The organism is Tardiphaga sp. 839_C3_N1_4 (genome assembly GCF_051811045.1).
In the GTDB taxonomy this organism is placed as follows: domain Bacteria; phylum Pseudomonadota; class Alphaproteobacteria; order Rhizobiales; family Xanthobacteraceae; genus Tardiphaga.
Map to the genome: position 1 here is coordinate 5,012,389 of NZ_JBPWQD010000001.1, position 26,236 is coordinate 5,038,624.

Here is a 26,236-nt window from a genome sequence, read left to right on the forward strand (position 1 = left end):
CCTGAAATATTCTCCGCTCATGCAAATGCCGGCGGTCCTTGTGCCTCCTCGGAAACACTTGGACACATCTGCAATTCGGAGTATTAGGCGCGAATTAGATGGCGTTTAGAATAAATCGAACTTCGAGGGATATGCCCAGGGTGTGTGATCCGTGCACCAATGGGCGTCGAGCTGATTTGTAATCGTTCTAAACGAGGAGCGGCGGCTAGCCCGCGCCAAACGATTGGTCACTGGACAAGCGCTGCAATGCGCGTAAGCGCCGCAGTCACCGACACCTGGGATAAGGGAATATCGGGATGCCTCCGATGTTGTCTGACTGACGGGCCTTCCGAATGTCCCGCAGGCACGAGATTGAATGATGCGCGTTCTACTGATTGAAGACGATGCCATGTTCGGCAAGGCGCTGGTGCGCGGCCTGAGCGAGAATGGCATGAGCGTCGACTGGGCGCGCAATGGCCGCGATGGCTTCGCCGCGATGGACCGGTCGGAATATGCGGTCGCACTGATCGATATCGGTCTTCCCAAGATGTCCGGTCTCGACGTGCTCAAGGCGAAGCGGCAAGCAGGTATGACGACGCCGGCCCTTATCATCACCGCACGGGATGGCGTGTCCGACATGGTGGCGGGCCTCGATCTCGGCGCAGACGATTACATCGTCAAGCCGTTTGAACTGCCGGTACTGCTCGCGCGAATCCGCGCAGTGACGCGCCGCGCCAATGGTCGCGTGGTATCGCTCATGACGTCTGCGGAGATCACGCTGGATCCATCGACGCAGGTGGCGACGTTCCGCGATATCAAGCATCTGCTGTCGGTGCGCGAATTTGCGGTACTGCAGGCCTTGATGGAGCGGCCTGGGCAGATTCTGTCGCGTAGCCAGATCGAGAGCCGGATCTACGGTTGGGGCGAGGAAGTCCAGAGCAACGCAGTCGACGTGCTGATCCACGGACTGCGCAAGAAATTTGACAAGGATATCGTCCGCAATGTCCGTGGTGCGGGCTGGATGGTCACCAAGGAGGGCGCATGACGTCGTTGCGAAAGACGGTGATGACTTACGTCACGGGACTGCTGATCTTGGTCGGCGTTGCTGCGGCCGTCACGTCCTATTATTTCGTCAAGTACGAGGTGAACAGCTTTCAGGACAACGCTCTTCACGAGGTTGCGCTTACGGCGGGCATGGTGTTCCGACATGATATCGAGCCGCGGATCGATGCCGAACTGGAAGACCAGCTAGTGATCCAGATCTGGGATCAATCGAAACAGCCCATTCACCGTTCAGGCCCTTCGGTCGATATCCCGTTTCAGTCGGAACTCGGCTATGCCGACGTGACCGCGGGTGGAGAGCGCTGGCGCGTGTTCAGGTCGCGCGACGCGACGCATGCGATCCAGGTCGCGCAGCGCTGGAGTGCGCGCGAGGAAGTTGCTGCCTATGCGGCCGCGGGCGCGGCGGTGCCGTTGATCGTTGCCATCCCGATTGCGTGGCTGATGATCTGGTGGGCCGTGAAGCGTGTGTTGTCCGGGCTTGGAACACTGTCGGCTGATATAGGCCAGCGTAGCGCCGATGCGAAGGATGCGCTCAGCCTGACAGGCGTTCCGGTCGAAGTCGCTCCGCTTGTGACAGCCATGAATTCCCTGATCGAGCGACATCAGACCGCGCTGGAGACCCAGCGTCGCTTCGTGTCCGACGCGGCACATGAATTGCGGACTCCGCTCGCGGCGCTTCAGATCCAGATCGATAATCTGCGGGCACGGGAGCTCAATGGGCCTGAGCGTGAAATAGCGCAGGATCTGCTCGACGGGATTCGAAGAGCCTCTTATTCGGTCAACCAGTTGATGACCATGGTTCGCGCCGATGCCGGCATCGAAAGCGAAGCCGAAGTCGTCGATGCGGAGGCCTTCGTGCGGCTGGTGGTGTCCGGCTTCGTGTCCGTCGCCGAGGCCAAGGGCGTCTCACTCGCCATCGTACCGGGGACGCGTGATGAATTGAATGTCCGTGCCGCCGATCTCCGGCTGATCGTCTCGAACCTGCTCGACAATGCGGTGCGTTACACGCGCGCCGGCGGCGCGGTCAGCATCAAGGCTGCACGCCGGGGTAGGGATTTCGTCATCGAGGTAATCGACAGCGGATGCGGAATACCGGAATCCGCCGTGCCGTATCTCTACGACCGCTTCTTCCGTGCGGCGCCGATGGATATCGATGGCACCGGGCTCGGATTGGCGATTGCCCGGACGGCGGCGGATCGTAACGGTTTCGGTCTCGATATCGCAAACCGCGGCGATGCTCAGGGCGTCAGGGCTGCCGTCTCGATCCCACTCGGAGAAGTATCGAACGAAGTCAGGCAGTCCAAAGCGGCGTAACTGCGCTACGCGTCGTCACCGGGAATAGCGTCGGCGAGCGCCCGCAATGCCTCGGGTTCACGCAGCACGATGCGCTGCCGGCTGCTTTCGATCAGCCCGCGCTGTTCCCAGGTGCTGAGCGTGCGGCTCACGGTGAAGACCGTGGCGCCGGTCATTTCAGCGATATCCTGCCGGCTCAACTGGAAATCGATCTCGACGCCTTGCGCGGTCTTGCGGCCTGACTGGTTGACCAGCCGCAGCAGAGCGTGGGCGACGCGCTGCTCGACCTGCTGGGTCGACATCTCGACCACACGCGTATGAGCCTCCTGTAACCGGCTGCCGACGGTCTTGAGCGTATTGGCGGCGAGGGCGGGATAGTCGGCAACCAGCCGCGTCCAGATCGTGGTGGGCCACACCAGAACCACGCTGTCATCGACGGCGGTTGCGGTCGCCGGATAGGTAGTCAGCCCCATCGCCTGACCGATCCCGAAGATCTCGCCCGTCGCGACATAGCGCACGATCACCTGTTCGCCGGCGGGCGTCATCTTGGTCGCGCGGATATGGCCATGGAGCAGCAGATAGAACGAATGGACGTCCTCGCCCTGCTCGAAAATCACCTTGTTCTTCGGGACGCGGATCGAATGCGCCTCGCGCAGGATCGCCTCGCAGGCTGCGGTGTCGAGACTCTCGAACAGCGGCAGATGCGCGACCATGGAGCTGTCGACCGCCGACATGTGTTCTCCGTCAAATTCCCGTTCCGGGCACTTCTAGACCGTGATTGCGGGCGTCGATCAAGCGGAAGTTTGCGCTGGCGCAATGTCGAGGCCGGGCGGCAGGCCTAATTTGGCGCATCCGGCTGAAATGACCGGAGTTTACGGAGAAATACGATGCGCAAGGCTCTTATGCTTGCAACCGCCGCCGTCCTTTTCGCTCTGACAGGCGCCGCTGGCGCTGCGGAGGTCGAGGTCAAAATGCTCAACAAGGGCGCCGACGGGACCGCAATGGTGTTCGAGCCCGCACTGGTCAATGTGCAGCCCGGCGATACCGTGAAATTCGTGTCGACCGACAAGGCACACAGCGTTGAATCGGTCAAAGGCATGTTGCCCGCCGATGCGTCCCCGTTCGTCGGCAAGATGAGCCAGGACCTCGTGGTGACCTTCGACAAGCCCGGCGTCTACGGCGTGAAATGCGCGCCGCATTACGGCATGGGCATGGTGGGACTGGTGGTGGTCGGTACGCCAACCAATGCGGCCGAAGCCAAGGCAGTGACCCATCCCGGCAAGGCCAAGACAGTGTTCGCGACGTTATTCGAGAAAGTTGCTGCGAAGTAACACGCCCCAAACGGGAGAGTAACGATGACGCTTCTTCGTGTTCGCTCCATCGCCGATTGGCCGTTGCTCTCGGCCGGCTTCCGCCCGTTTTTCCTGCTCGGGGCGTGTTATGCCGGCTTGGGAATTCTGATCTGGATGCCGGCCTTCCATGGCCGGCTGGCGTTGGCCACCGGTTTTGCGCCGCGCGACTGGCACATTCACGAGATGCTGTTCGGTTTCATGTCGGCCGTCGTCACCGGCTTTCTGTTCACGGCCATTCCGAACTGGACCGGTCGACTGCCGATCCGCGGCTTGCCGTTGCTCGGGCTGGTCGCGCTCTGGATCGCGGGACGGATTTGCTTGACGTTTTCGGCCTATACGGGCTGGCTCACGGCGATGCTGGTCGATGTGAGTTTCCTGACTCTGGTCGCTGCGGCTGCAACCCGCGAGATCGCGGCGGGCCGCAACTGGCGTAATCTACCAGTGGTCGGCATCGTCGCCTTCCTGCTGGTCGGCAACATCGCCTTTCATGTTGAGGCTCATCTTGCTGGCGTCGCAGACGTCAGCATCCGGATCGGTGCCGCGGTCGTGGTGTTGCTGATCTCGCTGATCGGCGGGCGGATCATTCCGAGCTTCACCCGCAACTGGCTGGTGCGCGAGAATCCCGGTCGACTGCCAGTGCCGTTCGCGCGTTTCGATATGGTTGTCATTGCCGTCAGCGCCGCCGCGCTGTTGTTGTGGATCGCACGGCCCTTGGGCGAGCTAACGGGAGTGGCACTTGTGCTGGTCGGCTTGCTACATATCGTGCGTCTTGCGCGCTGGGCCGGCGATCGCACCTCGCGCGAGGGTCTGCTGCTGATCCTGCATATTGGTTACGCTTTCGTGCCGCTGGGCTTCCTGCTGAATGCCGCAGCGGCAGCAGGATGGGTCGCGTCGAGCGCCGGCCTGCATGCATGGATGGCAGGCGGGGCAGGCGTGATGACGCTGGCTGTCATGAGCCGGGCAACACTGGGCCATACCGGCCAGGCACTGCATGCCTCACGCACGACGCTGATGATCTATGCTGCCATCATCGTGGCGGCACTGGCGCGGATCGGCGCCGTGATCGAGCCAGCTTACAGTCCGCCGCTGCTCCATGTTGCAGCATTGACGTGGGTCGCGGCCTTTATCGGCTTCGCCGTCTCATTCGGTCCGCTGCTGATCGGCTATCGCAAGCCGCGCCGTTCCGACGCGGCGATGGCGCTCAATCGCTAAAGCGGAGAAGACCACTCAGGCCTTCACCGCTGCATTCGAAAATGCCACCTCGATCAGCGTGCCCGAGCTTGGCGCGGTCTTGATCTGGAAGCGCGCGTTGTTGGCCTCGACGAGGGCCTTGGTCAGCGACAGGCTGACACCCGAACTCTCCGAAGAGTCAGCCGGCGTCGAACTACGGAACGGCTCCATCGCGGCGGCGAGTTCGTTGTCGTTAAGGCCGTGACCGGTGTCGCGGACGCGCAGTACGATCTCACCGAAGTCCGACAATGCGGTGGAGACGATCACCTGACCGCCGGCATTGGCGAGATGGATTGAGTTGCCGATCAGATTCAGCGTGATCTGTCGTAGCGCGCGGGCGTCGGCAACGACCGTGGGAAGCAGATGCGCCAGCGAGGTGCGGATGATGATGCGGCCGCGATTGGCCTGCGGCTGCATCACCGCAACGCATTGCTCCACCATTTCGTTGAGGTTCTGCGTGGTGAAGGCGAGGTCGATCTTGCCGGTCTCGATGCGTGACAGATCGAGCAGATCGTTGACGATCGCGATGACGCGTTCACCCGAGGCGCGAATGTCTTTCATGTATTCGACATAGCGCTCGTTGCCGAGTGGGCCGAAGCGCTGGTCGACCATCACTTCCGCGAAGCCGATGATGGCATTCAGCGGTGTGCGGACTTCATGACTGATCCGCGCCAGCACATCCGCCTTGGCCGTTGCCGCACGATCGGCCTGGCGGCGTGCATTCAGCAGTTCGGTTTCGGTCTTCTTCGTCTGCGTCAGGTCACGGAACACGGCAAAGAAGTTCGGTCCATCCGTGCGCGTGCGGCCGATGGTCATCGACAGCGGCACGAGGCCGCCGGCGCGCACCTGGCCCAGGGCCTCACGGCCATGATCCATCAGGCTGGCCGCGCCGGATTCCTTGACGCTTGCGAGATAGTCCTGCACCACGCGGCGGCTTTCTGCTGCGAACAGGTCGGTTAGATTCCGCTGCGTCAGTAATTCGCCGCTATAGCCGAACAGCGTCTCGGCGCTGCGGTTGCAGGAATTGATGTTGCCTTCGGCATCGAACATGATGACGCCTTCGGCCGTGGTATCGAGGATCGTGGCCAGATCTTCGGCATCGATATGGCCGGGGGGCAAGGGCGCGTCCGCAACGGGTGCAGCGATCGTAACAGGGGTGACGATAGGCTCTGCCTTGGGCGGAGAGAAAATCAGCGCATGCGCCGGCTCGTCGTCCCATGAAATCGTATACAGGCGCGCTTCGGCGGGCTCTGTGTTGCCGGACTGGTCACCGCCTGAAATCGTGACGGCGGTGCCGTCATCGGAGGTGCTGGCCGCAGAAGAGACATCAGCTCCGACATAGAGCGCATCGAGGCCACCCGCCTCTTCCAGTGCGTTCAGGCTTGGATAGTTCATCCGGGCGAGAAAGGCGGGATTGGCGAACAGCAGGCGATCGAGGCGATAGATCAGGACGCCGACCGGCATCAGGTCGAGCAGCACCTTGTCGCGCATCATCTGGCCGCGTGGCGCAGCCGGTGGCGTTGTCAGCCAGGCAGCCTGTGACACCGCCTCAGTTGGCTGAGACAAGGTCTGGGCAGCCGTCGGTGCATCGTCCGTCTCGCTGTCCGCTTCGGGTGTGTTCGTGCTTGTGATCAGTCCCGTTTCCGACTCAAGCCGTGCCGACAATTGCCGCGCAAGCTCGTTGAAGGCGCTGTTCTCGACAGGCGTCAGTGCCGGCGATCTGGGATCGCCTGGTCGAAATGGCACGACGTTCTCGGGTGGTTGCACGGTGCTGTCCGGTGTGGTTGGCGGTGGTGTCTGTTCTGGTATCGGGTTGGTGGTGAGGGCAATCGGTTCATCGAGACTGTCGCCGACAGGGCCGGCCTGCGCGACATCGGCGGATAATGGTCGGGGCGGTGGATCGCCGATGTGATCATGCCGACGCTGCTCGGCGAGCCGCGTCATTCCATCGAGGTCGCGGCAAACACCGAAACCGCGATAGCCGGTGAAATTGCGCTCGCGATCGAACAGCGGCAGGCCAGAGAGTTCGACAGGCAGGCGGCCACCGCCATCCACCGGCCAGAGCAGTGTGATGCCACTCCATGTTTGCTGCGTGGCCATCGCCTTGACGACGTGGCTGTCGGGATCGAGGTTGAATTCGGCTGTCAGATCGTTCCACTTGTGGCCAAAGCTTGCCGCTGTGCGTGGGCCGATCAGGTGGATGAACTCGTCGGAGTTCAGTGTGAAATGCTTCTCCGCATCGATCTGCCATACGAAACGGAGCGGCGTCGTGCGCGACTCGATCTCTGGCAGCGCAACGGACGCAGGTTGGTCGGCAACGGCTTCGACGGCGGGCGACTGCGCATCAGTCTCAGTCGGTGCGTCGGCATGTGCGATGGTTTCGGCGATCACCTCTTCGAGATGTACGTCGCGATCGATCTCGGTTTTTTCCGGCTCGATCGGAGCGTCGATGTCGATGGCGTCTTCGCTTGGGTCTTTTGCCCCGGTGGCCTGATCGAATTCGACAAACAGCTCGCTCGGCTCTGCAAGGGCGCTCTGTGGTTCAATGCTGGCTTCCAGTTCTGCCGGAGCCTCGAGTTCTTCTTCGCTCGGTGCCGGATGCACAGCGCCCGGCGCGATCAACGCCACCAGTCCGACATCGGCGCCACTGCCCACGCGCTGCAGTACCATGCGGCCAAAGCCGATAGGCGTTTCGATGCGGCCGTCCTTCAGCGCGCCGTCGCGCGCATGATCGAGGCCGGCATCGGAGAGATTGCGAAAACCAAGCAGCGCCCGAGCCATTTCGTTGGCGCCGACGAACAGGCCGTCGCGTGCAAAGGCGGCGATCGGAGTGTCGATCCCCTCGACCAGATTTTGCAGCCGTTCGACCAGCGGCATGCCGCGGCCACCGAGCGGCTCCGCTGCGACAACGAGAATGCCGCTGCCGCCATCGGGAAATTCAAGCTGCGAGCAGGCGCACGTCATCAAGCTCCCCAGCGCCGCGCCGAAGCCGCGCAGGCGTTCCAGCCGCATCGCGCCACTGGCCGGCAGCCGTGAGCCGAGCTGGGCTATCTGGCGGCGATGGGTATCGGCGGGCCCGAAAGTCCTGGCAAACAGGTCCGCTGCATTACGGGCGCCGAACAGTCGCGCGCCGACCGGATTGGCCCACAGCACACGGGTGCCATCGCGCGACCACAGCCAGACCGGCTGGTTGCTGGTGGCGTGTACGGCCAGCCGTGCATCGCCAACGCCCCGCAACTGAAAATCCGCATTGTTCATCGGCACTTCATGACTGACTCGTTGGGCGTCCGTCCGGTATCCGCGTCACAGATTGCGGGCCAAACGATGACATCCTTAATAATTCGTTAGTATCGCCCGCGCAGACGCGCAGGTCCACGTCCCCCGCCCATTCCAGCAGGCCAAAGCAGCAATAACGTTAATCCGCTCCGAGGGTTCGGCATTCTGCCGAACGGAGGGGCTGGGCCATGCGTTGGCAGTTGCAAAACAAAAACAAAGGTCCACGATGGGATCGGACGAGGACGGGACGCCGCGTCACATCGGCGATGCCAAGCTCGGCTAGATTGCAGTGGGCGACACGGGAGACGGGGCCGTGGATGGCTTCGTCAATGCAAAATGGAGCGGGACATGACCGACCAATTCGAAATTCCGAAGGAAATGCGCGCAATGGCCGAAGCCAGCTTTGACCAGGCCAAGCAGGCATTCGAGAAGTTTCTGGCCAGCGCCCAGAGCACGGCGTCGTCGATCGAAAACCGCGGTGAGACCGTGCGCGCCGGCGCCAAGGATGTCAGCACCAAGGCGATCGCTTATGCCGAGAAGAACGTCGCCGCGTCGCTGGATTATGCCCAGCAGCTGCTGCACGCCAAGGATCTGGGCGACGTCATGCGGCTCCACAGCGAATACGTGCAATCGCAGATGAAGTCGCTGGCAGAGCAGGCCAGCGAAATGGGCCAGATCATGAGCCGCGCTGCCATGGACGCCGCCAAGCCCAAGAGCTGACCGACCTCTGCGCTCTCCGTTCTGCAATCAATGGTTGATATTTGGCGAGTTCCATGACGTGGGCGCGCATTCGATCCGGGTCTCATGCGATTCTGCGGTGCAATATTCTGTTGCGTCGCACAATTCCGACATGATATTGCGGTAACCACAATGACGCATCGCTGATGGCGATGCCGCTCTGTTTCCCGCCAGCTGATGAAAGGCACCGGTGCCTTCCGCAGCCTCCACGGGTTTATTGATTTCACCCCCACCACGAAGGATGCACGCTATGGCCGAATCGACCGATCCGTTCTCATCTTCCGTTATCCCGTTCCAGGTGCCGGAGCAGGTCCGCGCGTTCGCCGAAAAGGGCGTCTCGCAGGCGCGCGAGGGTTATGCCAAGTTCAAGGACGCTGCCGAGACCCATAACAGCACGGTTGAAGCTGTGTTCGGCACGGCCACCAAGGGCGCTGCCGAATATTCGGCCAAGCTGCTCGACATTGCCAAGACCAATACCAATGCGGGCTTCGACTTCGCCCAGTCGCTGATCGGCGTGAAGTCGCCATCGCAGGCGATGGAGCTGTGGACCGCTTTTGCGCGCAGCCAGGTTGAAACCTTCACCGGTCAGACCAAGCAGCTGGCCGAACTCGGCCAGAAGATCGCCTCCGAGACCGCCGAACCGATCAAGACCGGCGCTTCGAAGCTGTTCCAGCCGGCTGCCTGAGCCGATCGCACCGCCAAATAATCGAAAGCCCGGGCCGCAAGCCCGGGCTTCTGTTTGCGCCAAAAATCATCATCGCGGCCTTGCCAAAGTGATGCGTTGCACCTAGTTTCCCGCCTGTTCGGGACCCCTGATTTTGGGGCCGGTCAGGATGCAGTTGTAGCTCAGTTGGTTAGAGCGCCTGTTTGTGGAGCAGGAGGTCGGTGGTTCGAGACCACCCAACTGTACCATACAAATCAATCATTTAGCCGATTCGAACGTGGCCGTTGCTTTGGGCTGCGGCAATGTCTGACCGCGTGGGTCGGGCCGGTAACGCCGGCGCGCCGGTCAGATCATTCAGCGTGCCCACGATCTGCTCGGGGCTGTAAGGTTTCCGCACAAACAGCCCGCCTTCGGGCAACTCGACGTCCCAAATGCCCGCGTGCTTCCGCTAGGCCGGTCGTGGAACTCGATTGCCATCGTTCCGTTGGCTTCCCAACGACCGGGAGGCAATCATGATCGACGCTGATATCAGCAATACCGCTATTGCGATGATGTGCGACATCGCGCGTGCCTCCGGGCTCGATCTCAATGCCGAAAAACGTGCCGTGCTTGACGGGCTGATTGCCCAAGGGCTTGTCGAGGTGATCGATCAAGCCAAGCCGGCAGCGGGGCCGAAATTTGCGATCACGTTGAAAGGGCAGCAGCTCCTTGACGAGCGCGGCGTTGGCGTGAACGAGGCCTGATGCGGCTTTCTGCGTTGATCGCTTGCGCTGCTACTTGCCTTTGCAGAGGACCTCGCTGACCCCGCCGAGCACCGCCTTGGTCCAGATCGCATAGCCGGCATCATTCAGATGAACGCCGTCGGTTGTGTATTTCGCCGGCATGGACGGGATGGTGACAAGGCTCGCGCCAGCATCGCCGGCGATGGTTGGCAGCAACGCGTTGTAGTTGTCGATCGCCCGGTCGTTGATGCGCGCGTTATCGGATTTGCCAGCTTCAGCAGGCGTCACGGTCGCGATGGCCATTCGTGGAGCCGTGGATTTCAGCGCCGCGAGCAAAGCGAGATAGTTGGTCCTGTATGAGTCCACGTTCACAGGGACCGCAGCATCGTTGAGTCCGAGGGAGACGACGACCATGGCGGCCTGCTTCCCGCCAAGTGCTTTTGTCAGCATGGCATCGAGACCGCTCGATGTCGTCGATCCGTCGATTCCGGCATTGACGATGGGCCGACCGCAGACGGCACGGGGGAAGGTTGCGCGTTTGACGATGCTGTCGCCGAGGATGATGACGGGATCATCGACCTGTTTCAATGCTGCCCTGATCAGAAGCGGGCGCGGCGGCGTCGCGTCATTTCCTTTGGGCCATGCTGCCCAGCCGCACAATCCCACGAAGCCGATAATGCCAATACGGGTCCAGTTCATGATCGTGAACCGCCCGCGCAGGTTCGGAGTATCGTTTTTGTCTCACTGTTCATCTTGGACTGTCTCTCGCACGAGGTTGCGACGGGGCAACGGCGCCGCGATGTTCGGGAGAAACTACAGGGCCGGCGCGAAGGCAAGCCCGATCCCTGTCACGTCCGCCTTGCCAAGCTGGCAATCGTCTCCGACACTCCCACGATAACGTGCAACCAGGGGGAGACTATGCCGGTACGTCCAGGGATTTTGAGCGGGTCGCTTGCCATGTCACTCATGATCGGCGCGTCGTTCTTGGCGACGCCGTCACAAGCCTATACCGAGGATCAGCAACAGCTTTGTACCGGCGATGCCTTTCGGCTCTGTAGCTCAGCCATTCCCGATGTGGATCGCGTGACGGCCTGCATGGTTCAGAAGCGGGCGCAATTGAGCCCGGGCTGCGCGCAATTCTTTCGGGCAACGCCGGCCAGCACGCGTAAACCCGCGGGCAAGTCGCGAAGGACGAAAAAACCGACTCGTCCGAGCTGATCAGGCTTCGCTTTCACGTGAACGGACGTTTAGTCAGCGTGCAGAACGGCGAGATCTCGCCGAGCCGCTGCACCGTGACGCCGTCGATCGTGGCAAAAAAATGAACCCGTGACAAACTGACACGTTGGTATCACGCCACGAAGCAACATCTCCGGACGATGAGGAGCGTCATTTTGAGCAGCAAAGCCACTATCGACTACAAGGCCGAACTCAATCGGCATCTTGCCTGGTTCGAAACCAAACTTCCGCCCGGACCCGCCAGATTTGTGGGCTGGTTGCGCAAGCCCTCATCGAAGCTCGTTCGATTCCCGCTTGGAATTTTGCTCATTATCGGGGGCATTTTCAGCATTCTTCCCGTGCTGGGCCTCTGGATGTTGCCGCTCGGACTCATCCTCATTGCACAGGATATTCCGCCACTGGAAAAACCGGTGGCGCAGTTTCTCGGTTGGCTTGAGCGGAAGTGGATCGAACGTCAGCGCGCGAAGGGCATTGCTATCGAAGGCCCGGACTCAACGCGTTCCAACGGCGCTGATAGCAAGATTTGAGCGTCTGACTTGATACCACAGTGCGACAAAGTGGCGACAAGCGTACTACACCTGACTCATTTCGGGCCTGTTGCGCCGCACTGTGTGACTCAAAAACCAACATTCCAAACAAATCAGGCACATATCCTTGAATTACGCGTAAATATGACTTTAACGAATCAGCAGACTGATTCATTTTCGCCTCCTGGGGTCAATCTGGAGGCCAACATATGAACGTCATAGTTTTCGCATCGCGTAAAGGTGGCTCGGGGAAGAGTACCCTGGCTGCACATCTTGCTGCTCAAGTTCATAAATCAACGAAGCCTTGCTTGCTCATCGACGCGGATCCGCAGGGTTCGTTGACGCTGTGGCACAAGCTGCGGGGAACAAATGAACCGCCGCTGAAGATCGCAAATCGCAGCGTGACCGAAATGGTTGCCGCCGCGAAGCGTGACGGTTTTGAATGGGTGTTCATCGATACGCCGCCGAATACATCGGCTGTGGTCGACGATGCCATCAAGAACGCAACCATGGTGATCATTCCTGCCCGTCCCGGCGTGTTCGACGTCGACGCGGTGCAGGCGACGATCCAGAGCTGCCGCTCGGCCCGCAAGCCCTATGCGGTGGTCATCAATGGTGCGCCGGCACGCCGTGACGATTCCGAAAGCCGTATCGTGACGATCGCCCGCGAAGCACTCGCCAAGTTCAAGGCTCCGGTGTGGTCCGGTCAGATCACCAACCGTGCAGATCTCCTGCTCGCGCTTGGCAACGGCGAAGGCGCCCGCGAATATCAGGCAGAAGGTCGCGCAGCCAGCGAGATCGGGAAGCTGTGGGCGGCGATCGAACGTTCGATCAAGGCTATTCGCGGCAACGGATCTGCGACCGGCGCGATGCACAAGCAGGCGGCCTGATAGCCGTTCTGCTCTTTTGACCCCAGAAAAAGCGCGCGAGACTTTCGCGCGTTTTTTGTCGTTGGTATGATCGCGACGGTGGGGTGTTCACGCCTATGCTGAAATGGCGATATCTCCGGCGGGCGAGGTCACCCCTTGGGTGACTTCACGGAAGTTGTCTATGTCAGCTGGACGGCCGAGCAGATAGCCCTGCGCCTCGTCGCATTTCTCGTCGCGCAGGAATGCGAACTCCGCTTCGGTTTCCACGCCTTCGGCGAGCACCGGCAGCCCAAGCCCGCGGCCGAGGCCGAGGACGGCGCGCACGATTGCTGCTGCCTGGCTGTTGGTGTTCACCGACCTGATGAATGATCCGTCGATCTTGATCTTGTCGAAAGGGAATGCGCGCAGGTTCGACAGCGACGAGTAGCCGGTGCCGAAGTCATCCATGGCGATGTGAACGCCGAGCGCCTTGATCCGGCGAAGTGTCAACAATGCGCGATCGAAGTCGCGGATCAGCGCAGTCTCGGTAATCTCCAGTTCGAGCCGATGCGGGGGCAGGCCGGTTTCCAGCAAGACCTCATGGACGGTTGCGACAAAGCTATCGTGGTGGATCTGAACCGCCGAGACATTGACCGCGATGGTCAACGGATACTTCCACGTCGCCGCTTCACGGCAGGCGGCGCGCAGCACCCATTCGCCGATGCCGAGAATGGCGCCGGTGTCTTCCGCAATCGGAATGAAGATGTCGGGGCGAATATTGCCGCGGACGGGATGGTTCCAGCGCAGCAGTGCCTCGAAGCCGATCACGCGGCCCGACTCCATGGTGCCCTGGGGCTGATACACCACTTTCAGCTGATTGGCATCGATGGCGTTGCGCAGATCGTGTTCGAGCAGCCGGCGGTCGCGCACGGCTTCCCCCATTGCAGGCTCGAAGAAGCGCCAGGTCGCGCGGCCTTCGGCTTTGGCGCGGTAGAGCGCGGTGTCGGCGCAAGCGAGCAACGTGTCGCGATCACTGGAGTCGTCTGGGCATAGTGCGATGCCGACACTGGCGGTGACGCTGCCGAGTTCGAAGGTGGCATCCTTGCTCCGGAATGCTTCCAGTATCCTGTCGGCGAATTGACTCGCAGCTGCGGGCGAGGTCAGGTTCGGCAAGAGAATGGCGAACTCGTCGCCGCCAAGACGCGCCATCATCTCGCCTTCGCCAAGCAGGGCGGTGATGCGCGCCGTTACGCTCTTGAGGACCTTGTCGCCGGCGGCGTGGCCGAACAGGTCATTGACCTGCTTGAACTGATCGAGATCCAAAGCAAGTACGGCGAGCGGGCGATCCTTGGATAGTGTCGCAATCTCCTGATCTATTCGATCATGGAACGTGCCCCGATTGGGCAGTCCGGTCAGGGAGTCGTAGTGGGCGAGATAGCGGATGTGCTGTTCGGCCTGTTTGCGTTCGCGGAGGTCACGTACAGCGATGACCTGATGTGGCTGCCCCGCAAAGTCGATTCCACGCAGGATCAATTCAACCGGAATCGTCTGGCCGTTGCGCTGCCGCAGGCTCCCTTCCACCGATTTGTCAGGCTGACTCATGATCTGCGTCCGCGTATCTCCATCGGGGAAGCAGTCTTGCAGACGCCCGCCAATCAGCAATTCAGCGGACGATCCTGCCAGCGCGGCGAAGGACGTGTTGACCGTGACGATCGTGTCGCCGTCGCATACCAGCAGGCCTTCGACGGCAGCATTGGCGAGTCCGCGCATGCGGTCGGCTTCGAGATCGGAGCGGCGGTGATCACGGATATCCAGCACGATGCCGGCCAGCGCCAGGCCAATGATGGCGAAGCTGATCAATGAGACGCCAAGTGCGAGCCATCCGGCGGGAATGGTCAGCGGCGAGACGGCGATGGTCGGATCCGGGGTGATCGTGACCGCGCTCATCGCGGTGAAATGGTGACTGCAGATCGCGAGCGTCAGCAGCAGCGCGCCGCTGATCTTCCAGCGCAGGGTGGTGCCATGCAACCCTACCGGAAGCGCGATCGCACCGAGCACGGCTCCCAATACGATCGAGACGATGACGAGCGTCGTATCCCAGTTGATGCGCGCCTGAAGTTCGAAGGCGGCCATGCCGGTGTAATGCATCGCCGCGATGCCGCCCGCGACGACGGCGCCGCCGATCCAGAGGCCGGCACGAAAATTCGGGATCAACGATACGGCAAGGCCGGCGCCGGTCAGCAGCAGCGCGGCGATCAGCGAGACGACCGTAAGTACGATATTGTAGCCGCTCGGCATCCCCGGCGAGAACGCCAGCATCGCTACGAAATGCGTGGCCCAGATGCCGAAGCCTGTGGAGATCGCGGACACCGCGAGCCAGACGAGGCGCATCCGGCCTGTGGCGCTTCGCGCATGACGGAGCAGGTTGATGGCAGCGAGGGACGCGATCGCGCAGATGATGGCCGCGAGTCCGACGAGCCTGAAATCATGGGCATTGGCGACGCAGTTATAGATCGTAAGCATGGACAGGTACCGCGAGCGGGATTACCGCAATTGCGCGGAACGTTAGATATAAGTACGTAAAGACACGTAAATACCGGCGATCGGCGCTATCAGTTCGCCCCGGGTGCTAGCGTTGCGCATGCTTATCCAGTCGTAAATTTTGCGAATATTCGCCGGCTCTTGATGATCTAAAGGTGTGGTCGCATTTCAGCGCCACCCTCACCGGGCAAAAACCGTAACGACTGATCAACCGTCTTCTAACATGGCGCCCGCGCGTCGCATTCGCGTCACCGGTCGACGCGGCTGACCACGTCCATCAACTCCGCGATCTTGCGACGCTGATCGGCCTTGTCGCCTGACGAGATCGCGTGCTCCACGCAATGCGCAACATGATCTCGCAGGATCTCCTCTTCGACTCGCCGCAAGGCTGCGCGGGCCGCGGCGATCTGCGTAACCACGTCGATGCAATAGCGGTCGGCCTCGACCATGCCGGCAAGGCCGCGGACCTGGCCCTCGATCCGTTTGAGGCGTTTTAAACAGGACGTCTTGATCTCGCTGCGCATGAGGTTCATATACCCCCATAGGGTATATGTTTCAAGAGGCGAGGTCACGGTGGCAGAGACAACTCACACGCATACGGGGCACGATGCCCATGCCGGTCACACGCATGGCGCATGCTGTTCGCATGGTCACCATCACGAGGCTGCGCCGGCCAAAGTGCTCGATCCGGTCTGCGGCATGACCGTCGATCCCGCGACCGCCAAGAACCGCCTGATCTATCAGGGTCATGAATACTTCTTCTGTGGTGCCCGATGCCGCGAGCGCTTCAACGCCGATCCCGAAAGCTTCCTGAAGCCGAAGGAGCCCGCCCCGCCAGCGCCGGCCGGCACCATCTATACCTGTCCGATGCACCCGGAGATCCGTCAGGAAGGACCCGGGAGCTGTCCGATCTGCGGCATGGCGCTGGAGCCGGAGCAGGTCTCGCTCGACGACAAGCCAGATCCTGAACTGATCGACATGACCCGGCGCTTCTGGATCGCGCTGGCGCTGACCCTGCCGGTCTTTGTGCTGGAGATGGGATCACATCTCGGCCTGATGCAGCTGGTGTCGCCGACAATGTCGAACTGGATCTCGTTCGTGCTGGCGACGCCCGTGGTGCTGTGGGCCGGCGCGCCGTTCTTCGAACGCGGCTGGCGCTCGGTGGTGACGCGCAATCTCAACATGTTCACGCTGATCGCCATGGGTACCGGCGTGGCGTGGGTCTACAGCGTTGTGGCCACCTTCGCGCCTGGTTTGTTTCCCGACGCGTTCCGTGACCATCACGGTGCAGTGGCGGTCTATTTCGAAGCCGCTGCTGTCATCACCGTGCTCGTTTTGCTCGGTCAGGTGCTCGAACTGCGCGCGCGCAATCAGACGTCAGGTGCGATCCGCGCGCTGCTCGGGCTTGCGCCGAAGACCGCGCGGCGCATTGGCAAGGACGGTGATGAGGACGTCGCCCTCGACGCCATTGCCATCGGCGATTTGCTGCGGGTGAGGCCGGGCGAGAAAATTCCCGTCGACGGCGTCGTTACCGAGGGGCGTTCATCGGTGGATGAATCCATGGTGACCGGCGAGTCCATGCCCGTGAGCAAGGCCGAAGGCGCGCGCGTCATCGGTGGCACCGTCAATCAGAGCGGCGGCCTCGTGCTGCGGGCCGACAAGATCGGCCGCGATACGATGTTGTCGCGCATTGTCGACATGGTCGCCAAGGCACAGCGCTCGCGTGCGCCAATCCAGCGTCTCGCGGATCGTGTCGCCGGCTGGTTCGTGCCGGCCGTGCTGGCCGCAGCGGTGATTGCATTCATCGCCTGGGCGACCTTCGGGCCGGAGCCGCGGTTCTCGTTTGCGCTTGTTGCTGCGGTCACCGTGCTGATCATCGCGTGCCCCTGTGCACTCGGTCTCGCAACGCCCATGTCGATCATGGTCGGCGTCGGTCGCGGCGCCCATGCCGGCATTCTGGTGCGTGACGCCCAGGCGCTGGAGCGCCTGGAGAGCATCGACACCATTGTGATCGACAAGACCGGTACGCTGACGGAAGGCAAGCCGAAACTGGTGAGCATCTCGCCGGCGGAAGGTTTCAACGAAAGCGACATTCTGCAACTTGCTGCGAGTATCGAACGGTCCAGCGAGCATCCGCTGGCGCAGGCCATCGTCAATGAAGCAAAGCAACGCAATGTGGCGCTGAGCGATGCCAGTGACTTCGCCTCGCCATCCGGCAAAGGCGCGTCGGGTGTGGTCAATGGCAAGCGCGTTGCGCTCGGCAATGCGATGCTGATGGACGAATTGAAAGTGGATACGACGCGCTCCGACGGCGTCGCCGAACTGGCGCGGCAGAACGGTGCGACTGCTATCTTCGTTGCCATCGATGGTAGCGTTGCCGGCGTAATGGCGATTGCCGATCCGGTGAAGCCATCGGCGCAGGATGCGTTGAAGAAGCTGCGTGCCGACGGCCTGCGGATCGTCATGCTCACCGGCGACAATGCGACGACGGCAAAGGCCGTGGCAAAGACACTGGGTATCGATGAGGTCGAGGCGGGTGTGTTGCCAGAGCGTAAGAGTGACGTGGTCACGCGTTTGCGCGGCGAAGGCCGCCGGGTCGCCATGGTTGGCGACGGCGTCAACGATGCACCTGCGCTGGCTGCTGCGGATGTCGGTATCGCCATGGGCACGGGGACCGATGTCGCGATCGAGAGTGCCGGCGTGACCTTGCTGACCGGCGATCTGATGGGGCTGGTGCGTGCGCGCGAACTATCAAAGGCTGTGATGAGCAATATTCGGCAGAATCTGACATTTGCGTTCATCTACAATGCGGCGGGCGTGCCGGTCGCGGCCGGGGTGCTGTATCCGATTTTCGGTATTCTGCTGTCGCCGATGATCGGTGCTGCCGCGATGGCGCTGTCCTCGGTGAGCGTGATCGGGAATGCTCTCCGGTTGGCGAAAGTGAAGCTGGACTGACAATTCGCGGGCGCAAAAAAAAGCCGGACTCAAACGAGTCCGGCTCTGAGGTATTGGCCTCGAGAGGCCGACACAATCACCTTCCAAGAGGGATTACTGAGACTTCGCGCCACTGGAGGAGGGGGACAAATGCGCAGCGCAAAATCTCAGCGTCTGAGAAGTATGATCCCTGAAGGTGGCATGCAGCAACGCATCACTTGGCATGTCTGACATGCTGGGAAGCGTGGGCATATCTGCCCTGAAATATTGCGGGTTAGGACGGCCAGCGCTGTGCCTTGCTGACGATGAAGTCGCGGAACACCTGCACACGGGCCACCGTCTTCAACTCTTCGGGATAGACAAAATAAGTGTCGAGTTGAATCGAGTCCGACTCGCTGAAGAGCTGAACCAGGCGATCGTTTTCTTCGACCAGGTAGTCCGGCAATGCTGCAATGCCCAAGCCCTGCTGGCAGGCGCGCATCAAGCCCAGAATATTGTTGACCTTGAAGTAGGGTTCGCGCGGGCCGGAGCCGTTGCGCCCGGCATCGATCAGCCAGCTGCGATTTTGCAGGTGCGGGGACACCTGGGCGTCGCTGAGCATGATGATGCGGTGCCCGTCGAGTTCGTCGAGGGTGCGCGGGGTGCCGAAATGCTTGATATATTCCGGCGAACAATAAGCGTGGAATCCCATGGCGAACAGCTTGCGCTGGATCAGGTCCGGCTGGGTCGGCTTGCGGGTACGGATGGCCACATCGGCCTCGCGCATCGACAGGTCGAGTTCCTCGTCGGTGACGATCAGCGAAATGCGGATTTCCGGATAGAGCGCGGTGAACTCGCCAAGGCGCGGGATCAGCCAGTTGATGCCGACGCCCGGGGTTGTGGTGACCTTGAGGTCGCCGCTCGGCCGCTCGCGGCTGTCGGTCAGCTTTGCGCGAGCCGCCTGGAGCTGCATGAACACGTCATGGGCGGTGCGGAACAGCAGATCGCCCTGTTCGGTGAGGATCAGGCCGCGGGCGTGGCGGTGGAACAGCGAGACCGCCAGCTCCTGCTCCAGCGCGCTCACCTGTCGGGAGACTGCCGATTGCGACAGGCCCAGTTGCTCGCCTGCATGCGTGAAGCTCCCCGCTTCCGCCGCCGCGTGAAACACCTTCAGCTTGTCCCAGTCCATATCTGTAAATCCGTCGCGGGTTCGTTTTATCATTATTCGGCCGCTGCGCGGTCATGAGCATGCGCGGCGAGATAGCGTTCAGCTTCGAGGGCGGCCATGCAGCCCATGCCCGCGGCGGTGACCGCCTGCCGATAGGTTTCGTCCGCCACGTCGCCGGCGGCGAAGACGCCGGGCATCGAGGTTGCGGTGGAATTCGCGGCCACTTCGACATAGCCCGAGGGCTTCAGCTTGATCTGGCCCTTGATGAGTTCGGTCGCGGGCGCGTGGCCGATGGCGATGAAGACACCGTCCGCTGGCACTTGAGTAGTTGCGCCGGTCTTGACGTTTTTCAGGCGCACATGGGTGACCTTGGCCGGGCCTTCGGTGCCGCAGATCTCGTCGAGCGCCGAGTCCCAGACCACCTTGATCTTCGGGTGCTTGAACAATCGCTCCTGCAGGATGCGTTCGGCACGGAAATGGTCGCGGCGATGCACGATGGTGACCTGCGAGGCGAAATTGGTCAGGAACAAAGCTTCCTCGACGGCCGTGTTACCGCCGCCGACCACGATCACTTCCTTGTTGCGATAAAAGAATCCGTCGCAGGTGGCACAGGCGGATACGCCGCCGCCCTGGAATTTCTCTTCCGACGGGATGCCGAGCCAGCGCGCCTGCGCGCCGGTGGCCAGGATCACGGTTTCGGCGAGATAGACATCGCCGCTGTCGCAGGTCAGGCGGAACGGACGCTGGCTCAGATCCATGTCACTGACCAGATCTGTGACGATCTTGGTGCCGACGTGATGCGCCTGCTTCTCCATCTGCTCCATCAGCCAGGGACCCTGGATGACGTCGGCGAAGCCCGGATAGTTTTCGACATCCGTGGTGATGGTGAGCTGACCGCCGGGCTGGATCCCCTGGATCAGGACGGGCTCGAGCATCGCGCGTGCGGCGTAGATAGCGGCAGTGTAGCCAGCCGGGCCTGAGCCGATGATGACGACTTTGGCATGGATGGGGGCGGCCATGGTCGAGTCCCTTTCTGAAGGGAAATTGGTCATTGCTGAGGCGAAATGTGCCGGCGAACGCATCGCTGCGGCGTCGAAACTGTTGTCTGCTAGTCTAGAATATCTGGCGAGCCATGCAAGAATTGCAATTCGTCCCGGCAATTTTTCCCCCGGAGACACTTAATTTCTGCGATGCACGCGCAATAAAATTGCGCAGGTTGCGGCTCCTGCGCTAAGAGAGTCCAAACGGTTTCTTTGAATACCAGCCAGGATCCGCGCCGCGTGCCGAAAAGCCTAGACGACATCGACCTCAAAATTCTCAGCGAAATCCAGGCCGACGGCCGAATCACCAATGTGGAACTTGCCAAGCGCGTTGGCATCTCGCCGCCGCCCTGCCTCCGCCGGGTCCGGACCCTGGAAGAGGCTGGCTATATCCAGGGCTACCGCGGGTTGCTGGATCCCCGATTGCTCGGTTTCGACGTTACGGTGTTCGCCTCGGTCCACCTGTCGAGCCAGGCCGATGCCGATCTCAAGGCGTTCGAGGATTTCGTCCGCAAGGAGCCACTGGTGCGGGAGTGCTGGATGCTGTCGGGCGAGATCGACTTCATCCTGAAATGTGTGGCGCCTGATATGGCGACTTTCCAGGATTTCGTCGGTCATCTCACGGCTGCACCGCATGTCCGCAACGTCCGCACGTCCTTGGTCTTGCAGAACTCGAAATACGCTGCCGCGGTGCCGCTGGAATTGAAGACCGCGGACTAGACCGCGTTGCTAAAAGCGAAGGGCGCACACCTTGCGGTGAGCGCCCTTTTTTGTTGCCGTGATGTCGAGCTTAGCTCTTCTTGCGCAGTATCGCGTCGAGGCTGATCGGGCCTCCGCCTGACGTCGCAAGGTAGAGGCAGGAGAAGCAGAACAGGATGGCAGCGGTGCCGCCGTTCAGCAGCGGCAGGAAAACTGGATCCGCGCCTTTAAACATGTGGCCGAGGAAGTAAGCGAAAGCCATTTCACCGGCGAGGATGAACGCAACCGGGCGCGTGAACAGGCCGAGCAGCAGCAGCGCACCGCCGACGAGCTCAAGCCATGCCGCGACCTGGATCAATGGCGGAATATTCGCGAAATAGGGCAGAACCGGAAATTTGAAGATCTTGGCGATGCCATACTGCAGCAACAGCAGGCCGGTGATGAAGCGGAAAAGGCTTAGTGCAGCAGGCTGAAATTTAGCGAAGGCTTGGTCCATGTCATTAGTCCCCCTGTGATGACCATCGTTTCTAGCATTACTGCAATGCAAAATGCTGGTCACTCTCGTGTGAAAACACGTGAGCTGTGGAAGTATTCCAGAAGTTTCCGTGAGTAGCGATGGCTGGATACCGCAATCAGGGGACAACAAAAAAAGCCGCGCATCATGCGCGGCTTTCTTGTTTCGCGTTGAGCGCTGTCGATCAGCGCCACTCGACCTTGGTGATCTCATAGGCCTTGGCGCCGCCGGGAGCCATGACTTCGACCGATGCGCCTTTGCTCTTGCCGATCAGCGCACGCGCCAGTGGCGAGGTAATCGAGATACGACCTTTCTTGGCATCAGCCTCGGGCTCGCCGACGATCTGCCAGACCGCCTTCTTCTCGGTGTCCTCATCGATCAGCGTCACGGTCGCGCCGAACTTGATGGTGTCGCCGGACAGCTTCGAGATATCGATGATATCGGCGCGGGCGAGCTTGTCCTCGATATCGCTGATGCGGCCTTCATTATGCGACTGCTCTTCCTTGGCGGCGTGATACTCGGCATTTTCCGAGAGGTCGCCATGGGAGCGGGCTTCGGCGATCTGCTCGATGATCCGCGGACGGTGCACCGACTGACGTTCCTTCAGCTCGACCTCCAGCGCAGCGTAGCCACCTGCTGTCATCGGGACCTTCTCAACCATTCTCTTCGTCCTTTAACATCATGCGGCACGCGGCGGCGCGCGCATGAAACCATTTCGTTCTGCAAGATGTCGGCTTGGCTGCGCTTGCAGCCAGTTCAGACGCCGGCTTCGAGTGCCGAAACAAAACAAAGACGCGACCGGTGAGTTCCGGTCGTGCCTTGCCTAGCTGATCTCGTCGGACCTGCAGTCCGCCCGAATTCAGGCTTCGGAAAAGTAACTCTGCAATGTGCGGACCTCAAGGTCCCCGCCCAGATAGGCCCGGACGCCCTGCGCGGCCGCCACGGCACCCGAAAGAGTGGTGTAATACGGTACTTTATGCAAGAGGGCAGCCCGCCGCAGTGAGCGGCTGTCGGCCAGGGCCTGTGGCCCGTCGGTGGTGTTCAGAACCAGCTGAATCTCGCCATTGGTGATGGCATCGACGATGTGCGGCCGGCCTTCCAGCACCTTGTTGATCTTCTCGGCGGGGACGCCGTTGTCGACCAGGAAGCGCTGGGTTCCCGACGTCGCGAGCACCTTGAAGCCGTTCGACGAGAGCAGCTTCACGGCATCGAGAATGCGCGTCTTGTCGCTTTCGCGCACGGACACGAACACGGTGCCACTGCGCGGCACGCGGGTGCCGCCGCCGAGCTGGCTCTTGGCGAAGGCGATTTCGAACGAGCGATCGATACCCATCACTTCGCCGGTGGAGCGCATCTCCGGGCCGAGCACCGTATCGACGCCGGGGAAGCGCGCGAACGGGAAGACCGATTCCTTGACGCCGACATGATCGAGCTTGCGCTTCTTCAGATTGAAGTCGGCGAGCTTCTCGCCGGCCATGATACGCGCGGCGATCTTGGCCACCGGCATGCCCATCACCTTGGCAACGAAAGGCACGGTGCGCGACGCGCGCGGATTGACTTCGAGCACGTAGATGTCGCGATCCTTGACCGCGAACTGCACGTTCATGAGTCCGACCACGTCGAGGCCGAGCGCCATGTCGCGGGTCTGGCGTTCGAGTTCGGCGATCATGTCGTCGTCGAGCGAATGCGGCGGCAGCGAGCAGGCCGAGTCGCCGGAGTGAATGCCGGCTTCCTCGATATGCTCCATGATGCCGACAATGAAGGTGTCCTTGCCATCGCACAGGCAGTCGACGTCGACTTCGATGGCATCCGACAGATAGCGATCGAACAGCAGCGGATTGGTGCCGAGCACCGTATTGATCTGGCCGGTCTTGTCGTTCGGATAGCGCGCCTTGACGTCGCCGGGCACCAGCTCCGGCAGCGTGCCGAGCAGGTAATCGCCGAGCTGGCTTTCCTCGCGAATGATCTGCATCGCGCGACCGCCGAGCACATAGGACGGACGCACCACCAGCGGCAGGCCGAGATCGGCTGCGACGAGGCGGGCCTGTTCGACCGAATAGGCGATGCCGTTCTTCGGCTGCTTCAGCTTGAGCTTGTCGAGGATGCGCTTGAAGCGATCGCGATCTTCGGCAAGATCGATGGCATCCGGCGAGGTACCGAGGATCGGCACGTCGGCGGCTTCCAGCGCGCGTGCGAGCTTCAGCGGGGTCTGGCCGCCGAACTGCACGATCACGCCATGCAGCGTGCCGTTCTGACGTTCGGTGTCGATGATCTCAAGCACGTCTTCGGCAGTCAGCGGCTCGAAATACAGGCGATCCGCCGTGTCGTAGTCGGTCGACACGGTTTCCGGATTGCAGTTGACCATGATGGTCTCGTAGCCGGCGTCGGCGAGCGCGAAGCAGGCGTGACAGCAGCAATAGTCGAACTCGATGCCCTGGCCGATACGGTTCGGGCCGCCGCCAAGAATGATGACCTTGTTCTTGTCGGACGGCTGACTCTCGTCAGCGAAGGCGCCTGCGAAGGACGACTCATAGGTCGAATACATGTAAGCGGTCGGCGAGGCGAATTCGGCCGCGCAGGTGTCGATGCGCTTGAACACCGGGCGCACATCGAGCGAGCGGCGCAGTGCCTTGACGTCGGCCTCGGTCTTGCCAGCGAGCACCGCGAGGCGCGCGTCGGAGAAGCCCATGGCCTTCAGCGTCCGCATGCCGAAGGCGTTGGCGGGCAGGCCATTGGCTTTCACCTTGGCTTCCATTTCGACGATGCCGCGCATCTCGGCGAGGAACCACGGATCGATCTTGCAGGAGTTGAAAATCTCCTCATCGGTCCAGCCCAAACGCATGGCCTGGCCAACCTGCAACAGACGGTCCGGCGTCGGCGTGCCGAGTGCAGCGCGGATGGCGTTCTTGTCGTCGCCGCGGCCGAGATCCTCGATCTCGATTTCGTCGAGACCGGTCAGGCCGGTCTCAAGTCCGCGCAGCGCCTTCTGCAGCGACTCCTGGAATGTGCGGCCGATGGCCATCACTTCGCCGACCGACTTCATCGACGTCGTCAGCGTGCGCGATGCGCCCGGGAATTTCTCGAAGGCGAAGCGGGGAATCTTGGTGACGACATAATCGATGGTCGGCTCGAACGATGCAGGCGTTGCGCCGCCGGTGATGTCGTTGGCGATTTCATCCAGCGTATAGCCGACGGCAAGCTTTGCCGCGACCTTGGCGATTGGGAAACCGGTGGCCTTCGAGGCCAGCGCCGACGAGCGCGACACGCGCGGATTCATCTCGATCACAACCATGCGGCCGTCGGCAGGATTGACGCCGAACTGCACGTTGGAGCCGCCGGTCTCGACGCCGATCTCACGCAGCACCGCCAGCGAGGCGTCGCGCATGATCTGGTATTCTTTGTCGGTCAGCGTTAGCGCCGGCGCGACGGTGATCGAGTCGCCAGTGTGCACGCCCATCGGATCGAGGTTCTCGATCGAGCAGATGATGATGCAGTTGTCCTTCTTGTCGCGGACGACTTCCATCTCGTACTCTTTCCAGCCGAGCACTGACTCTTCGATCAGTACTTCGTTGGTCGGAGACGCGTCGAGGCCGCGCTCGATGATGTCGAGGAATTCTTCGCGGTTATAGGCAATGCCGCCGCCGGTGCCGCCCATGGTGAAGGACGGGCGGATGATCGCGGGCAAACCAATTTCAGACAGCGCCATCAGCGCCTGGCCGAGAGCGTGCTCCTGATAACGCTTGCGGCGGTCGCCTTCATGCAGCACCCACTGGCGCTCGTGCTCGGCCAGCGCGTCGCCCGTCAGCTTGGCTTTTTCGGCCTGGTGCTGCTCGCGATACTGCTTCTTCAGCGCGGATGCGTTGGCGAGCCGCGACTTCGGCGTCTCCAACCCGATTTTCGTCATCGCCTCGCGGAACAGCTGGCGGTCTTCGGCCTTGTCGATGGCTTCGGCGGTGGCGCCGATCATCTCGACGTCGAACTTCTCCAGCGTGCCTTGCTGGCGCAGCGACAGCGCGCAGTTCAGCGCGGTCTGGCCGCCCATGGTCGGCAGCAGCGCAAAACCCTTGGAGCGGTCGCCGCGCTCCTTTTCGATGATCTTGGCGACGATCTCGGGTGTGATCGGCTCGATATAGGTCGCGTCCGCCAGCTCCGGGTCCGTCATGATCGTGGCCGGATTGGAATTGACCAGAACGATCCGGTAGCCCTCTTCCTTGAGCGTCTTGACGGCTTGGGTGCCCGAATAGTCGAACTCGCAGGCCTGGCCGATCACGATAGGACCGGCGCCGATGATCAGGATGGTGGATATGTCGGTGCGTTTTGGCATTTAAACTCGCGGTGGTGACAAATCGGCACAAAAAAAGGGCGCGCATACGCGCGTCCCTCGGGCCCGGGCGCCAAACCAGCCATGGACCCCTCAGGGAGCCATAGGCCGAT

General features: G+C 61.5%; 22 protein-coding genes and 1 tRNA gene. 13 read left to right on the top strand and 10 right to left on the bottom strand.

Annotated elements, in window-relative coordinates; translation table 11 throughout:
• Window positions 1-358 precede the first annotated feature (358 nt).
• Window positions 359-1,024 carry a response regulator transcription factor gene (locus AB8A38_RS23980; protein WP_439088593.1) on the top strand — a complete coding sequence of 222 codons (666 nt, stop codon included), beginning with the start codon at window positions 359-361 and terminating at the stop codon, window positions 1,022-1,024.
• The gene (locus AB8A38_RS23985; RefSeq protein ID WP_439087671.1) at window positions 1,021-2,355 is read left to right on the top strand and encodes an ATP-binding protein; all 1,335 of its coding nucleotides are present in this window, start codon (window positions 1,021-1,023) and stop codon (window positions 2,353-2,355) included. The genes AB8A38_RS23980 and AB8A38_RS23985 overlap by 4 nt, the downstream gene beginning before the upstream one ends.
• Window positions 2,356-2,360: 5 nt before the next feature.
• On the opposite strand, the gene AB8A38_RS23990 is transcribed toward AB8A38_RS23985, so the two are convergent.
• Window positions 2,361-3,068, bottom strand: coding sequence for a Crp/Fnr family transcriptional regulator (locus AB8A38_RS23990; protein WP_439087672.1), 708 nt, complete (start codon window positions 3,066-3,068; stop codon window positions 2,361-2,363).
• A 153-nt stretch (window positions 3,069-3,221) separates the two neighbouring features.
• On the opposite strand from AB8A38_RS23990, the gene AB8A38_RS23995 reads away from it, so the two are divergent.
• Window positions 3,222-3,665 carry a pseudoazurin gene (locus AB8A38_RS23995; RefSeq protein WP_439087673.1) on the top strand — a complete coding sequence of 148 codons (444 nt, stop codon included), beginning with the start codon at window positions 3,222-3,224 and terminating at the stop codon, window positions 3,663-3,665.
• A 24-nt stretch (window positions 3,666-3,689) separates the two neighbouring features.
• Window positions 3,690-4,898, top strand: coding sequence for an NnrS family protein (locus tag AB8A38_RS24000; protein WP_439087674.1), 1,209 nt, complete (start codon window positions 3,690-3,692; stop codon window positions 4,896-4,898).
• 15 nt (window positions 4,899-4,913) lie between these two features.
• Here the strand turns inward: AB8A38_RS24000 and AB8A38_RS24005 are convergent, their stop codons facing one another.
• Window positions 4,914-8,174 carry a PAS domain-containing protein gene (locus AB8A38_RS24005; RefSeq protein WP_439087675.1) on the bottom strand — a complete coding sequence of 1,087 codons (3,261 nt, stop codon included), beginning with the start codon at window positions 8,172-8,174 and terminating at the stop codon, window positions 4,914-4,916.
• 366 nt (window positions 8,175-8,540) lie between these two features.
• On the opposite strand from AB8A38_RS24005, the gene AB8A38_RS24010 reads away from it, so the two are divergent.
• The 4 genes from AB8A38_RS24010 (at window position 8,541) to AB8A38_RS24025 (ending at window position 10,337) form a co-directional block, all read left to right on the top strand.
• Entirely contained in the window at window positions 8,541-8,912 is a 372-nt protein-coding gene (locus tag AB8A38_RS24010; protein WP_115033036.1) for a phasin, read from the top strand.
• Window positions 8,913-9,180: 268 nt separating this feature from the next.
• Window positions 9,181-9,615: a phasin gene (locus AB8A38_RS24015; protein ID WP_116663246.1), complete on the top strand. Its 435-nt coding sequence runs from the start codon at window positions 9,181-9,183 to the stop codon at window positions 9,613-9,615.
• Between the two features lie 150 nt (window positions 9,616-9,765).
• A tRNA-His gene (locus AB8A38_RS24020) sits at window positions 9,766-9,842 on the top strand.
• Window positions 9,843-10,106: 264 nt separating this feature from the next.
• Window positions 10,107-10,337 (top strand): hypothetical protein, encoded by a 231-nt coding sequence (locus AB8A38_RS24025; protein ID WP_439087676.1) that lies wholly within the window; start codon window positions 10,107-10,109, stop codon window positions 10,335-10,337.
• 30 nt (window positions 10,338-10,367) lie between these two features.
• On the opposite strand, the gene AB8A38_RS24030 is transcribed toward AB8A38_RS24025, so the two are convergent.
• Window positions 10,368-11,015 (bottom strand): SGNH/GDSL hydrolase family protein, encoded by a 648-nt coding sequence (locus tag AB8A38_RS24030; protein ID WP_439087677.1) that lies wholly within the window; start codon window positions 11,013-11,015, stop codon window positions 10,368-10,370.
• Between the two features lie 258 nt (window positions 11,016-11,273).
• On the opposite strand from AB8A38_RS24030, the gene AB8A38_RS24035 reads away from it, so the two are divergent.
• The 3 genes from AB8A38_RS24035 to AB8A38_RS24045 all read left to right on the top strand — a co-directional run bounded on the left by AB8A38_RS24035 (window position 11,274) and on the right by AB8A38_RS24045 (window position 12,969).
• Window positions 11,274-11,534, top strand: coding sequence for a hypothetical protein (locus AB8A38_RS24035; RefSeq protein ID WP_439087678.1), 261 nt, complete (start codon window positions 11,274-11,276; stop codon window positions 11,532-11,534).
• A gap of 173 nt (window positions 11,535-11,707) precedes the next feature.
• On the top strand, window positions 11,708-12,079 hold the full coding sequence (locus AB8A38_RS24040; protein WP_439087679.1) for a hypothetical protein: 372 nt from the start codon (window positions 11,708-11,710) through the stop codon (window positions 12,077-12,079).
• Between the two features lie 209 nt (window positions 12,080-12,288).
• The gene (locus tag AB8A38_RS24045) at window positions 12,289-12,969 is read left to right on the top strand and encodes a ParA family protein (RefSeq protein WP_068728738.1); all 681 of its coding nucleotides are present in this window, start codon (window positions 12,289-12,291) and stop codon (window positions 12,967-12,969) included.
• Window positions 12,970-13,062: 93 nt separating this feature from the next.
• Here the strand turns inward: AB8A38_RS24045 and AB8A38_RS24050 are convergent, their stop codons facing one another.
• Together AB8A38_RS24050 and AB8A38_RS24055 are read right to left on the bottom strand one after the other, a co-directional pair.
• Window positions 13,063-15,450: an EAL domain-containing protein gene (locus tag AB8A38_RS24050; RefSeq protein WP_439087680.1), complete on the bottom strand. Its 2,388-nt coding sequence runs from the start codon at window positions 15,448-15,450 to the stop codon at window positions 13,063-13,065.
• Window positions 15,451-15,716: 266 nt separating this feature from the next.
• Window positions 15,717-15,992: a metal-sensitive transcriptional regulator gene (locus AB8A38_RS24055; RefSeq protein WP_089266249.1), complete on the bottom strand. Its 276-nt coding sequence runs from the start codon at window positions 15,990-15,992 to the stop codon at window positions 15,717-15,719.
• Here AB8A38_RS24055 and AB8A38_RS24060 point away from each other — a divergent pair.
• On the top strand, window positions 15,991-18,423 hold the full coding sequence (locus AB8A38_RS24060) for a heavy metal translocating P-type ATPase (RefSeq protein WP_439087681.1): 2,433 nt from the start codon (window positions 15,991-15,993) through the stop codon (window positions 18,421-18,423). The genes AB8A38_RS24055 and AB8A38_RS24060 overlap by 2 nt on opposite strands.
• A gap of 253 nt (window positions 18,424-18,676) precedes the next feature.
• Here the strand turns inward: AB8A38_RS24060 and AB8A38_RS24065 are convergent, their stop codons facing one another.
• Complete coding sequence (locus tag AB8A38_RS24065; RefSeq protein WP_089266250.1) at window positions 18,677-19,570, bottom strand: LysR family transcriptional regulator; 894 nt, start codon at window positions 19,568-19,570, stop codon at window positions 18,677-18,679.
• A 32-nt stretch (window positions 19,571-19,602) separates the two neighbouring features.
• Window positions 19,603-20,568, bottom strand: coding sequence for a thioredoxin-disulfide reductase (gene trxB / locus AB8A38_RS24070; RefSeq protein ID WP_439087682.1), 966 nt, complete (start codon window positions 20,566-20,568; stop codon window positions 19,603-19,605).
• Between the two features lie 261 nt (window positions 20,569-20,829).
• Between trxB and AB8A38_RS24075 the strand changes: the two genes are divergently transcribed.
• Window positions 20,830-21,309: an Lrp/AsnC family transcriptional regulator gene (locus tag AB8A38_RS24075; protein WP_315843818.1), complete on the top strand. Its 480-nt coding sequence runs from the start codon at window positions 20,830-20,832 to the stop codon at window positions 21,307-21,309.
• Between the two features lie 70 nt (window positions 21,310-21,379).
• Here AB8A38_RS24075 and AB8A38_RS24080 read toward each other — a convergent pair whose 3' ends face one another.
• From AB8A38_RS24080 to carB, 3 genes are all read right to left on the bottom strand, one after another.
• Window positions 21,380-21,784, bottom strand: a complete 405-nt coding sequence (locus AB8A38_RS24080; protein ID WP_439087683.1) for a DoxX family protein — start codon at window positions 21,782-21,784, stop codon at window positions 21,380-21,382.
• 202 nt (window positions 21,785-21,986) lie between these two features.
• The gene (gene greA, locus AB8A38_RS24085) at window positions 21,987-22,463 is read right to left on the bottom strand and encodes a transcription elongation factor GreA (RefSeq protein WP_439087684.1); all 477 of its coding nucleotides are present in this window, start codon (window positions 22,461-22,463) and stop codon (window positions 21,987-21,989) included.
• A 198-nt stretch (window positions 22,464-22,661) separates the two neighbouring features.
• Window positions 22,662-26,126, bottom strand: coding sequence for a carbamoyl-phosphate synthase large subunit (gene carB / locus AB8A38_RS24090; RefSeq protein WP_089265918.1), 3,465 nt, complete (start codon window positions 26,124-26,126; stop codon window positions 22,662-22,664).
• Window positions 26,127-26,236 lie beyond the last annotated feature (110 nt).